We start from the raw sequence: 13,388 nt of genomic DNA, 5'->3' as shown, positions 1-13,388 counted from the left end.
GAGCCAGCACCGCTGGCAGGCATCGCCTGTGGCGTGCTGGCTTGCGGTGCTGGCAAGGGCGCACGGCGCATCGCCGTGCGCTGCTTGGCGCGGGCAGCGGCACGCCGGCCCCGCGCTGATGCATGCCTGCGCCCAGCAGTGGCCCGGCGCAGGCCGGCTTTGCCTGCTCTGCCAACAACACTGCCTGTGCTGCTCGCTTTCCTTGCAGCAGCCTTATGCGCTGCGCCGGCAGATGTACCCGCTTTGGTCAGGGTACTACGTTTCCCTGACTTCACACCTTTGACTCCAGCAGACCCTGTACCTGCTGCTGCCGGAGTGCCACTGCCCATAAATACGGCCGGGTGGATGCCCCGGGGCTTACCCGACACGGAGGCCCTAGCGGCCCCGGTGCGTGTCACTACTCTCACGCCATTCCCTCCTTTGGCATGCACGAGGATTGTCGCTGCGCAAAGCGCCGGAGCATCCTTCCAGCTCCGGCGCAGAGTGTTCTGCTCCCATGGGGCACCGCACAGCGGCAGCATCAGTCGCATATATTTTAGGGCAATTGTCCTTTCATGCGGACAGCTGCTTCCTGGAGCGAATCAAATGTACCTGCATCACTCCAGTATTTCTGCAAAATGTCGTATTCCAATCCGCCAGCAGACGCGTAGTGATTATTCACATCCGTAATTTCAAGTTCTCCGCGCGCAGACGGAGCAATGTTGCGAATCAGGTTAAATACATGATCGTCATACATGTATATGCCAGTCACACAATAAGAGGTTTTCGGCTGGCTTGGCTTCTCCTCGATGTACGAGATTCGCTCTGGATGCTTTGGATCAAAAACAGGCACCCCGTAACGTCGTGCATCATCCACCTCTTTGAGCAGAACTCGCGCTGTACCAGCAGGTTGCTGCATGTAACGGTCCACATAAGGCTTCAGATCATCGCTGAAGAGATTATCACCGAGAAGCACAACGAATTTTTCTCCAGGAAGGATAAAAGTGGTCGCCAGATCCAACGCTTCCGCAATCCCGCCTGCCTTTTCCTGAATGCGATAAGTCAACTTCACCCCATGATCTGCTCCGCCACCAAGATACTCTGTATATAACCCGGCGGAATGTTTGTTGATCACAATCAATAGTTCATCAATGCCTGCCTGGCGGAGCCTGTCGATGCCATACATAATCATCGGATGTTTACCGACTGGAAGCAGATGTTTGTTAATGAGCCGGGTCAGCGGATACAGTCTAGTTCCTGTTCCGCCGGCAAGAATTACACCTTTCATTCCACGTTCCCTCCTTCATCGGATATGTCCATATATTCAAGCGGATCGACATGCCATTTGTTCATAAAAATCGAACGATTACGCTCAAGCAGCTGTTTCCACGCTACCGGATCTGTCTTCTGGAAGCTGGCACTTCCCTGATGATGCACGAGAACATCTCCACATACCAGCAGGCGATATCCCTGCAATCTTGCTCTATAACAATAATCGTCATCCTCATAGTGTCCCGGGGAGTACGCCTCGTCAAGCAGTCCAACCGATTCGACGACATCTCGTTTCATCAGCATGCACAGACCAACGATCCGGCGTACTTCCCTCCACCTTGAAGAATCCGCAACATTATTGGAATGGGCTAACTCCTGAAAATGTTCCATGTCCCGAAACGCCAGTTCAATCTGCTGGATTCCGCTTGCATAATTCGTAACAGGACCCGTGATCCCAATACTTGCGTCACTGTACAGCGCCGTTCGCAGGTTCTCCAGCCAACGGGGCGTGACCGTGACATCATTGTTCAACAGCAACAGCTCATCCCCGCAAGCTGCACGAAGTCCAGCATTACACGCTGCCGGAAACCCCCGATTGTCCGGGAACCTTACAAATCGAATTCGCTCCAGCGCACAATATTCAGCCGTTCCATCCGTCGAACCGTTATCTACCACGATAATTTCATATGACGCAGGATCACCCGAGTATTGACGTATGGCATTGATGCAGGGTCTGATCAGATCCAGACCATTGTACGTTGGGATAATCATACTCGTCAGTGTCATTAGGCGTTCCTCCTGTAAGCCACTTCTACACGGGAGAGTGTATGTGCCTGGGCTGGATTCCAACCTGTACCCAGCAATGTAGCCAGTGCCTCCAGATGATCTCCGATGATCAATTTGGCGACGTCATTCCCACTTCCCGTGTTACCAGGACGCAACCGATTGGAACGAATAACATCCACCTGACTTGGTGCCGAGACGTTCATTCCATGCTGAATAGCTAGACTTTGTGCCTTAGGTGGAACGGCCAGTGATGCTGGTTTCACGGTCTGAATCATACGACGAGACAATGCATGGGGCACGGCTGTCATGGAATTGGAACCCAGATCTGCCCTGCCTAATGTTCGGTTCAGATATGCTTTGATCCGGCTTACCTCATCCTGCCCTGCAAACGCAGGAAGCAAAGACGTCAGATTATTCAACGCCACATCCTGTCCCCGATCAACTGCGAACAGAAAGGGTGCAAGCTGTTCAGCCGAGACGACCATATCTCCATCCACAAAAAGTACCGTCTCCGCATCCGTCATCTTGGCTCCAAGTGCCCTGCCGACATCATGTCCTGCCCGATCAGGTTCATAGATTACTGTAAGTCCCGGCTGCCTTAGTACCTGCTTCAAACTGTCATCTGTCGTTCCATTCAGTACCACAATAATATCCGTCAGAGGCAACCGCTTGAGTTGCAATAACACCTGCCCCAGTGTGTGTTCCTCATTACAGGCACAGACAATGGCAGCAGCCGAATGACGAAGAGGGAGTGGCACGATCTGGAATGAATGTCCCGAGGCCTGAGCATAACCCTGCATAAATGCCTTACCTGCCTTCAGAGCTAGCTCGAAGTTGCTTAGCTCCGCAACATTCGCCGCGTGTGCATTCCATACGAGACGTGCATGTTTTTCTGATACTGTGTTGTTCGCCTTTGCCTCGCTTCCTGCAACTTGCCCCGCTTTCCACATCAAGTGCAGATCTACTTGGCCAGACTTTGCTCGGCTTCTTCTTTTTTTTTGAATATCTACATGCTTCTTGTTCCTAAGACGCTTGTTCATTACTGTTCTTTCTGCTGTCGTTTGTCTATTTGTTGTCCGCCTGCGGCGGACAACCCCTGAACGTCCCTTCATTTCCTCACCTCCAGCATGCTGCATCATCCGATGCGACATGCTTACCTCGCCAGGTTGCGAACACGTTTCAGATCGGTATAACCTCCGCGGGGACCGAGCGTATCCGTAATCCACTTGATCGCTGCCATATGATCATTCAGTACCACTTGACTTAGCAGATCAGGTCCGCTTCGCTTCTTGTTTCGAACTGCATTCATTCTACCCACAGGTACGTGATGAACAGCGCGTACCCGAAGTCCACCGATCACGGCCTTGACTTGTGCGAGTGGCGGAACCTCCAGTGAGGATATGCCCATGACCTCAAGTCCTTTTCGGCTTATTGCATGTGGAATAGCTGTCATGGATGCCCCCCGGAGATCGGATCTTGCGAGTATGCTGTTCAACATGTGTTTGGCCTCCACTACCGGATGAACGGGATGATGAGTGACCGGCCCATGGTAGTCGTTAAGCGCCACATCCGTTCCCTTCAGCACAGCCTTCACGTAAGGCGCAAGGTGCTCTGCGGAAATTGCGATATCTGCATCAGTAAATAACAACACCTGACCATAGGCCGCTGCCGCGCCTACTTTTCGTCCTCCATCATGCCCCAGCGCTTCTGCATATGTGAGCACTCGTGCTCCAGCCCGTTTGGCTGCGTTAGCCGTACCGTCTGTTGAACCATTCACAACGACCAGCACTTCAGCATCACGGCATATCCTCCGCGCTTCACGGACAACTGCACCAATCCTTTTCTCCTCATTCATGGCAGGAATAATGACCGAGAGCATCGGTCGCCGAGAAACATCCCTGTGTGAAGGAGCATCACTCATGCCATTTTCCGCTCCATTCTCTACTCCATCCTCAGCCTGTGACATCAGCTGTTTGGATGGAATAACGAACGTATAGGCCTTTGTACCCTTTTTGTGTCCAGACTTCCATTTTCGTTTCTTCAGTACTGTTTTTCTTCGTGTCACATTGGATCGACTTGCATAACGTGCTGTGGCACGGGTTTTACGCAACAGTTTCACCTCCCGCATTCGATCATCGGCATGCCAAGGGAGTACACGTTATTCTATGTATTCGTGGAGCAGTGGAAACGGCGTTTGTCCTTGCACTAAGCAGGTTCTCCCTGTGAACACGAGGGTACAGGCCTTGCTTTTAGACAAAATACGTCAAAATATGTGGAAAACGCTACCTCTCCCCTACTTCAGACACAATTTTAACAAAAATCTAAAATTGTATCTTTTCCAAAGTTTTACATTGTGATAATATACGTTCCAAGCAGTTTTATTTACAAAAATAACCTTATGATGAACATAAGTTCCCCTATATTTTTTAAATCAATTTATTGACCTTAGGTTGATTAGATGATGACCTCATTCACAGAACCTGTTAAGCAGATACATTTTACTCTTGAGAGGAGTGATGCCGTTCAGAACACACTGCATTTGTCATTTACGCAAACCCGGATTGAACACCCCAGTTTTCCGTGAACGTATCTTCTACCTGCGCAATTGGACAACCCCCGGCTTTCTGAAAGAGGAACACAATAGACGATTAAACCTTCGGGTTGAACTGAATAAACGGTTATCCTTTTTGTTTGGTGTCGTGCCTAACACTTCCCGAGCTAAGGCCAAGCCGATTTTGTTCCAATCGTTTCTTGTCTCATTCCACGCTTCAGGTCTAGCCCCACGCTCCGCGCTGCCCAAGTTGCAGACGGAATTCCAACCGAGACTGGCATGAACATTTTCCAACCAAAAAATAAGTATAAGAATGGGAGAGTTTACTATGAAATTCGCCAAAGTTATGCCAACAATTCTTGGAGGAGCTCTTTTGCTCGCTTCCGTATCCTCTGCTACTGCAGCTCCAGTGTCTGATCAATCCATTCCACTTCAGGCCCCTTATGCCTCTGAGGAGGGTATTCCATTGAACAGTGGAACAGATGATACCATCTTTAATTATCTTGGACAGCAGGAACAATTCCTGAATTCCGATGTGAAATCCCAGCTCAAAATTGTCAAAAGAAACACAGACACATCAGGCGTAAGACACTTCCGCCTGAAACAGTATATTAAAGGTATCCCGGTTTATGGTGCCGAACAGACAGTCCACCTGGATAAAACCGGAGCCGTGAGCTCCGCACTTGGCGATCTTCCACCGATTGAAGAGCAGGCCATTCCGAATGATGGTGTAGCCGAGATCAGCGGAGAAGACGCGATCCGTATTGCAACCGAAGAAGCAACCTCCCGGATCGGAGAGCTTGGTGCAGCGGAAATCACACCTCAAGCTGAATTGAACATCTACCATCATGAAGAAGATGGTCAGACGTATCTGGTTTACATTACGGAAGTAAACGTACTGGAACCTGCCCCTCTACGGACCAAATATTTCATTAACGCAGTGGATGGCAGTATCGTATCCCAGTTTGACCTCATTAACTTTGCCACTGGAACAGGTACAGGTGTGCTTGGAGATACCAAAACCCTGACAACCACCCAATCCGGCAGCACCTTCCAACTGAAAGACACCACTCGCGGCAATGGCATCCAAACGTACACGGCGAACAATGGCTCCTCACTGCCTGGTAGCTTGCTCACGGATTCGGATAATGTATGGACCGATCGTGCAGGTGTAGATGCTCATGCTCATGCTGCTGCTACGTATGATTTCTACAAAAACAAATTCAACCGTAACGGTATTAATGGTAACGGATTGTTGATCAGATCAACCGTGCACTACGGCTCCAATTACAATAACGCCTTCTGGAACGGGGCACAGATTGTCTTTGGTGACGGAGATGGAACGACGTTCCGATCCCTGTCTGGTGACCTTGATGTTGTGGGTCATGAATTGACGCATGGTGTCATTGAATATACAGCCAATCTGGAATATCGCAATGAACCAGGTGCACTCAATGAAGCTTTTGCCGATATTTTCGGTAATACGATCCAAAGCAAAAACTGGCTGCTCGGTGATGATATCTACACACCTAACACTCCAGGAGATGCGCTGCGCTCCCTCTCCAACCCTACATTGTACGGTCAACCTGACAAATACAGCGATCGCTACACAGGCTCACAGGACAACGGCGGTGTCCATATCAACAGTGGTATCATCAATAAAGCCTATTTCCTTGCTGCTCAAGGCGGAACACATAATGGTGTGACTGTTACCGGAATCGGTCGGGATAAAGCGATCCAGATTTTCTACAGCACACTGGTGAACTACCTGACACCAACGTCCAAATTTGCCGCTGCCAAAACAGCTACCATTCAAGCAGCCAAAGATCTGTACGGAGCAACTTCCGCTGAAGCTACTGCCATTACCAAAGCGTATCAAGCTGTAGGCCTGTAAAATCTTATTTTATTGTGGTTGAACTTATAATGTACTCATCATAATGGTAACAAAACGTTCAGACACCCCTCACCGTCCGAACGGATTAAGCTTAGATCAACCAAAAGCGGTGTCCCGGACAACTCTGGACACCGCTTTTGTCATTTGTTTATTACGGATACAATCCTGCACTATCCTTGCGAAGGTCCCGCAGCAATCCATGACAACAACCCGTACGTATGCTTGCAATCTGCTGTACGTGACACTTCAAGTACCGCTTCATCCTCACTCTGCGACAGCAGGGAAATCTGGAATCCCCGATCATTACTCATGCCCACAATCACATAATGTTCTGAAGCAAATGATTCTTCAAAAACAACAGTTACCTCTGTGGATGCTTCACTCTCTGGCAGTACAAAAGCTTCCATCCCGAATTGTTGTACAACCGGTTGTTTGCTTACGCTGCGAACGGGCTGGAAGGCCAGATGTTTGGCTTGAACTGCCCCCGATTGCAACTGGCTGCTGCCCACGGCATCATCACACAGATGCTCCTGTGTAATCGATTGTTCACTTAACATAAACTCCGTAGTTCCAGCGATCTCCTGTGACCGTTCAAGCTGTGGTTGCTGAGCCTGATCTGCCTGCTCCGTCGTGAACAAAGCTGCCGATGGTTCGCCAAGCTGATCTGTTTGGGATATCAGCTCTTGTTGTTGATCCTGACCAGCAATTGGTAATGCCTCGACAATGACCTGCTGTTGCTGTACACCTTTATTTTCTGGTTGAAGCAATCCCTCTTGTCTTTTGATAGCTGCCAGTTGCTCCAGCGTTTCTCCACTGAACTGACGAATCGCATTCCATATCTCTTCGCTCAAATGCGCCGGACCTACAATCCCCACATTCAAGTGATTAGAGGTAATACTCTGCTCACTCAGTTTGCTGCCGTTCACGCTGCCATCGGCCAATTTGGCACTTGTGACGGACCCATTTTGCAGATGAACCCCGCTTACTGATTCCTCTTCCAGATGAGTTGTGCGAATACTGCGTTCTTGAATATGATCAGCAAGAATGGTTCCATCCTGAATATGACGAGATTGCACACTTTTGTCTGCTATGTGAATAGCCGATACCGCACCTTCAAGCAATTTATTACCGTTCACACTGCCGTCAGCCATTTTGGCACTTGTTATGGAACCATTGTGCAGGTGAATCGCACTTACCGATTCCGCTTTGAGGTGGGAGATCCCAATGCTTCGCTCTTGAATATGGTCAGCATGTATGGCTCTCTCTTGGATATGACGGGATTGCACACTTCCATTGGCAATATGAACATCCGACACCGCATCTTCAAGCAGTTTGCTGCTGCTCACACTGCCATCCGCCAGTTTGGCACCCGTTACGGATTCATTTTGCAGATGAACCGCACTTATTGCTTCCTCCTCCAGATGGGACGTACCAATGCTATGCTCCTGAATATGATCAGCAAGGATCGCTCCTGTCTGGATATGGTGAGTTTGCACACTTTCCGATGCGATATGGCTCCCCAATACAGCATCTTCGAGCAATTTGCTGCCGCTAATGCTACCATCAGCCAATTTGGCACTTGTGACGGACCCATTTTGCAGATGAACCGCACTTACTGATTCCTCTTCCAGATGGGCGGTGCCGATGCTTCGTTCCTGAATATGACCAGCATGAATAGCTCCTGCCTGAATATGCCCGGATTGCACACTTTCCGATGCGATATGAATCCCGGATACCATACCTTCGAGTAACTTGCTGCCAGTTATACTGCCATCCGCCAGTTTGGCACTCGTTACAGATCCATTTTGCAAATGAATGGCACTTACCGACTCCTCTTCCAAATGTGCTGTGCCGATGCTCCGCTCTTGAATATGATCAGCAAGGATTGTTCCCTCTTGAATATGACGGGATTGCACACTATCGTCTGCAATGTGGATATCTGATACTGCTCCTTCAAGCAACTTGCTGCCGGTTACACTGCCGTCGGCCAACTTGGTACTTGTTACAGATCCATTTTGCAGATGAATGGCACTTACTGCTTCCTGTTCCAAGTGAAGCATGCCGATGCTGTGCTCCTGAATGTGATCAGCAAGGATTACTCCTGCCTGGATATGGCGGGATTGCACACTTTCCGAGGCGATATGGATTCCTGACACCGCATCTTCGATCAACTTACTGCCGGTTACACTGCCGTCGGCCAGTTTGGCACTGATGACAGACCCATTTTGCAGGTGAATCGCACTTACTGCTTCCTCCTCCAGATGGGTTGTGCCGATGCTCCGCTCCTGAATATGGTCAGCATGAATGGCCCCTGCCTGAATATGCCCGGTTTGCACACTTTCGGACGCAATATGAACCCCCGATACGGCTCCTTCAAGCAATTTGTTGCCGTTTATACTGCCATCCGCCAGTTTGGCACTTGTTACAGATCTATTTTGCAAATGAACCGAACTTACAGACTCCTCATCCAGATGAACTGAGCCAATACTGCACTCTTGAATATGATCAGCAAGGATTGCGCCTTCTTGGATATGACGGGTTTGCACACTTTCATTGGCAATGTGAGTAGCCGATACGGTTCCTGCAGCTAATTTGCTGCCATCCACACTACCCGTTGCTAATTTGGAGCGTGTTACAGATTCATCCTGCAAAATAATCGTACTTACCGCTTCTTCTTCCAGATGAGATGTTCCGATGCTGCGTTCATGGATATGATGAGGAAGAATCTCACCATCTTGAATATGACGGGAATGCACAGCTCCTTGCTGCAGATGAACAGCACTTGTCGACTCTGCCTGAAGATGCAAACCACTGATCAAACCTGGCTGAAGGTGAGCTGCTGTAATGGATAAAGGTGCCAGATGGTCTGTTTCGACAGATCCGGGTGCCAAGTGATGCGATGTAACCACCTGTTCAGCAATATGCTCCTCATGAATAATGTCTGGCTTCAGATGCTGTGAGCTCACTACTTGAGTCCCCAAATGATCAGACTTCACGCTGCCTTCAGCCAGATGAACGGATTGTACAACGGATGGCTGCAAGTGCTCGCTACCTACAGCAGCCTGTTGCAGTTCTGTCCCGGATACCGAGTCTGCTGTCAAATGGTCCGCACTTATGCAGCCATGCCGAAGTTTGTTGCCGGTAATACTGCCATCAGCAAATAATTCCGGTGAGCGTATTTCTTCCGATAAATGTTCCAGGGATACGGAATGCTGCTTCAGGTGATAGCCGCGTATGGTTCCTGCTGGAATATGTTTGGCATTTATGCTTTCAGCCATGATCTTGGAAGAAGTCACGCTGCCGTCGGCCAGTTTGGCTGACGTGACAGCAAAATCCGCCAGTTTATCCGTGGCCACACTCTCTGGTGAGAGCTTGGGGGAGGTAACCGCATGATCCGTCAGATGAGGCGGAAAAACGGACCCGCCCGCCAGTTGGGTTGATGTTACACTACCAGGAGCCAATTTGTCTGTTGTGACCGCCGCCCGTGCAATCGCATCTGTTTCAACACTGCCCGGCTGAAGATGAGGTACACCTACGGCATGTTCTGTCAGATGCTCCGATTTCACGGCATAAGGTCTCAGGGCCTCGGACCCCACGCTGCCTGGAGCCAGATGCGTACCCGTAACACCACCACCCGCAAGATGCGAGGATGCGACACTTCCCGGAGCGAGTGCTCTGCTACTTACCGATGCCGTTCCAAGTTTTTCTTCTGTCACACTTCCGTCTGCGAGCTTGACGTCTGTCACTGCAGCATCCTGTAACTCAAACGTACCCACCGCCGCCTCAGCCAGATGCCGCTCGGATACTACGCCATCCGCAAGCGCTTCTCCGGATACACTACCGGTTGACAGATGTGTTGCATCGATGCTTCCACTTGCAATGTGAATGGAGTGAATTGCAGCATTGTCTACATGTACCGGCGTAATTCCCCGATTGACAATATGTTCCGCACGAATGGATCCTTTGGCAAGATGTTTCCCCTGCACAGCTTCATCTGCAATTTTGGAAGAAATGACGCTCTGATCAGAAATCTTGGAGGCCGTAATGGACTGTTCCAGCAATTTTGCTGTTCCCACAGACTGGTCTGCCAGTTTGCTGCTGGTTACTGCACCTTCCATCAAATGTTCACTGCCCACTTCTCCATTGCCGATCTGCTCCTTGCCAACTGCATGAGCGCGAATCTGGCTTGAGCCGATTGAACCGTCCAGTAGATGTCTTCCAGTTAGCGAACCCTCGGCTAAATGTCTTGTTTGTATGGATCCATCCTCAATTTGGTCACTTCCAATACTGCCATTAGATAGTTGTGAACGACCGACGGCCCCTTCTGCCAGATGTGTCTGTTTAACAGCACCTGCCTGAATATGGTGAGACTCGATGGATTGTTCTTCGATTTTGCTGCCTGAGACAGCACCTTCACGAATTTTGGATGTAGTCACCGCATCGTCGGCCAATTTGGACGTGTGCACAGCCCCTCCCGTGAGATGCCGTGTATCCACGCCGCTAATCGCAATTTTGTCTCCGGTCACGGCATGATTCTGAATTAAATCTTCCGTGACCAGCATGCGGCTGAGATGCCTTGTGCCGATGGAACCGTCGGCAATTTTGGATGAATCGATTACCTGGTTGCCCAGCTTCTGCGAGGTAATGCTGCCATCTCTGATTTTCTCACCAGCAATAGAAGCGTTGCGTAATTTATGACCGGACACGGAGCCGTCAATGAGATGCTCATCGGATACAGACGCTTCTGCCAGTTTGGCAGAAACAATTGCCCCATCTGCAATGTGAATGCTGGTCACTGCATAATCCTGCAATGCTTCACTACCAACCGCATCCGGTTTCAGCTTGGAGGCATCCACAGAGAAAGGAGCCAACTTGCTCTCCGTAACAGCAAATTCACTCAAATCGTCCGTGTAGATGTATTGTCCGGTATGACCCGGCATCTGGTTTTGGTTCAGGATCTGCAGCCGGTCCTTGCTTGTTATCTCCTGTTTGTTGATATCCTGCTCTTCTTCCAGAGCAAGCGGAGCCAGGCTGCTAACCTGAATCTGCTTTTCCGAGCTATCTTGTGTCTCGACTTCCTTGCGATCAGACTCTACGGGTTCCGGCTTGATTTTGGCTTCGATCCCTAGCTCTTCCAGCTCGTTTGTTGAAGCAGGTAGCTCCGTTGATTCGAATAGGAGTTCTTCCGACTCCTGAACAGCTCTCGAATCCCTTTTATTCATATTCAAGCGTTCTTCCCTATTCACAGTGAAACCTGAGTTCATCTTGTCTGCCCGGCGATCAGTCAGTTCCAATTCCTTAAATTTCGGGCTCACATGCCGCAGTTTCGGCGTTGGAACCTTTTTTTTGCCATTTTTACTCATGCAGCTTGCTCCTTCCTCTAACGTTCATCTCCGGCATCATATGCTCCCATATGGGCATCTGCCACTTCATTTATGACTTTTGCGGATCCCAGAGCACGAATGATACAGGCGTCAAGACAGGAAGGTTCGATGATCTTCGTGGAAATAGGCGTGTCAGGACAGCAGAGGAAAGGCGGCTGTCCACGCCCCCGTCCCAGTCATGTCATAGGATATTATGTCTAGGTCATGTCTGAAAACGCGCTGAGCAAGCACCAGTGCATGGCTATGCATATATACACCGGTCTGCGTTATCGCGATGTCTGAGCCATGCGGTGACAGGCCGGCATTCCATGAATGGACGATCCATGGTCGCGATAACATCGAAGGAGGAACGGTCATGCTCCAAGAAACGATCGGCATTATGTTCGATTCACGCATGTACCGGGGGATACCGGCCGGAAGGACCGGTCAGGAATCACTCGCGAATTATGAACAGGCAGCGGCCAGTTATGGATTAACCCCCTGCTTTTTGAGGCTGGAAGATATCGACTCGGATCAAAAAACATGTCTTGCCTATGTAAAAAAAGAAGGCAGATATGTTCGCGAGCGCATGCCACTGCCCTCCGTCATTCATAACCGATCACTCCAGCTTCGCCGGACGGAACAGCATCAGATTACCAAGCTGATGTTGCAGGGTATTCAGGTATTTAACGTTCGCAACCGGTACCGTAAAGATCACATTCATGACATGCTTCATCAGGACCTCGCCTTGCGAGAACACCTGCCCCATGCAGTTAAAGCTACGCCAGAATCTCTGGCCTATATGATGGAACAATATGATGACCTCGTCATCAAACCATGCAGCGGTAGCATCGGTCATGGTATTATGCGAGTCTTCGAGCGAGATGGACAGTGGAAATTAACCTGTGAGACGAAGGCTTCACGCAAAGGGTGGGCTACCTTCCGATTGAGCAAAGGACAGCTTCCTTCCGCCACCCTAAGGCGGATCTTTCGCCATGCCTACCTCATTGAAGAGCGTATCCCACTGGTACGTTATGAGGGCAGGCCGGTCGATTTGCGGGTATCTGTACAACGTGGCAGCGATGGTCTTTGGGGAATAACAGGCATGTTTGCCAAAGCGGCTCCTGCCCATACGTTTGTCAGCAATATCGCACAGGGCGGTAAAGTCATGAAGCTCGCAGAGGCCCTTGGATTAGGAGAACCTGGCTTCGACCTGGCTCGACTGGAATACAGAATCGGACTTGTTGCACTTCGAATTGCCCAGAACCTGGCGGCCAGTCTGCCACATCTGGCTGATCTGGGCCTTGATCTCGGAATAACGCGCAGCGGCCAGATCTATTTTATTGAATGCAATGGACGGGATCAGCGTTACGGTTTTCGCAAGGCGGGAATGTCGGAACACTGGAAGGCAACGTATAGCAAACCAATGGCTTATGGGCGTCTGCTGCTGGAACAGAATTCGAGAATTCCGAGACAACCGCAGACATACGATAGGAGACTATATTGATTTCGTGTGCATTCTGTGTCAATATTATGCAGAACG

9 protein-coding genes are annotated in these 13,388 nt (G+C 49.9%); 3 read left to right on the top strand and 6 right to left on the bottom strand.

Going from position 1 to position 13,388, the window contains the following annotated elements; genetic code table 11:
* The 5 genes from ACE04G_RS22465 to ACE04G_RS22445 all read right to left on the bottom strand — a co-directional run.
* Nucleotides 1–407 (bottom strand): hypothetical protein (locus tag ACE04G_RS22465; RefSeq protein ID WP_486094811.1); only part of this gene is annotated, 407 nt, incomplete at its 3' end.
* Between the two features lie 128 nt (nt 408–535).
* A complete protein-coding gene (locus ACE04G_RS22460; RefSeq protein ID WP_036673416.1) occupies nt 536–1,267 on the bottom strand; it encodes a sugar phosphate nucleotidyltransferase in 732 nt (243 codons plus the stop codon).
* Nucleotides 1,264–2,037: a glycosyltransferase family 2 protein gene (locus tag ACE04G_RS22455; protein WP_449004096.1), complete on the bottom strand. Its 774-nt coding sequence runs from the start codon at nt 2,035–2,037 to the stop codon at nt 1,264–1,266. The genes ACE04G_RS22460 and ACE04G_RS22455 overlap by 4 nt, the downstream gene beginning before the upstream one ends.
* Nucleotides 2,037–3,149: a glycosyltransferase family A protein gene (locus ACE04G_RS22450; protein ID WP_405130788.1), complete on the bottom strand. Its 1,113-nt coding sequence runs from the start codon at nt 3,147–3,149 to the stop codon at nt 2,037–2,039. Before ACE04G_RS22450 ends, ACE04G_RS22455 begins: the two co-directional genes overlap by 1 nt.
* Nucleotides 3,150–3,190: 41 nt before the next feature.
* Nucleotides 3,191–4,156 carry a glycosyltransferase family 2 protein gene (locus ACE04G_RS22445; protein ID WP_486094818.1) on the bottom strand — a complete coding sequence of 322 codons (966 nt, stop codon included), beginning with the start codon at nt 4,154–4,156 and terminating at the stop codon, nt 3,191–3,193.
* Nucleotides 4,157–4,553: 397 nt separating this feature from the next.
* Between ACE04G_RS22445 and ACE04G_RS22440 the strand changes: the two genes are divergently transcribed.
* Both ACE04G_RS22440 and ACE04G_RS22435 read left to right on the top strand, forming a co-directional pair.
* Nucleotides 4,554–4,871: a hypothetical protein gene (locus tag ACE04G_RS22440; protein ID WP_486094808.1), complete on the top strand. Its 318-nt coding sequence runs from the start codon at nt 4,554–4,556 to the stop codon at nt 4,869–4,871.
* Nucleotides 4,872–4,916: 45 nt separating this feature from the next.
* On the top strand, nt 4,917–6,482 hold the full coding sequence (locus tag ACE04G_RS22435; protein ID WP_221820987.1) for a M4 family metallopeptidase: 1,566 nt from the start codon (nt 4,917–4,919) through the stop codon (nt 6,480–6,482).
* 170 nt (nt 6,483–6,652) lie between these two features.
* Here ACE04G_RS22435 and ACE04G_RS22430 read toward each other — a convergent pair whose 3' ends face one another.
* A complete protein-coding gene (locus ACE04G_RS22430) occupies nt 6,653–11,845 on the bottom strand; it encodes a WIAG-tail domain (RefSeq protein ID WP_221820990.1) in 5,193 nt (1,730 codons plus the stop codon).
* A 376-nt stretch (nt 11,846–12,221) separates the two neighbouring features.
* Between ACE04G_RS22430 and ACE04G_RS22425 the strand changes: the two genes are divergently transcribed.
* A complete protein-coding gene (locus ACE04G_RS22425; protein ID WP_449004100.1) occupies nt 12,222–13,352 on the top strand; it encodes a YheC/YheD family endospore coat-associated protein in 1,131 nt (376 codons plus the stop codon).
* The last annotated feature ends 36 nt before the right edge of the window (nt 13,353–13,388 follow it).

The organism is Paenibacillus sp. AGC31, assembly GCF_057334655.1.
Note: the sequence above shows the minus strand (reverse complement) of the source record. Positions and strands in the feature narration are given on the sequence as shown.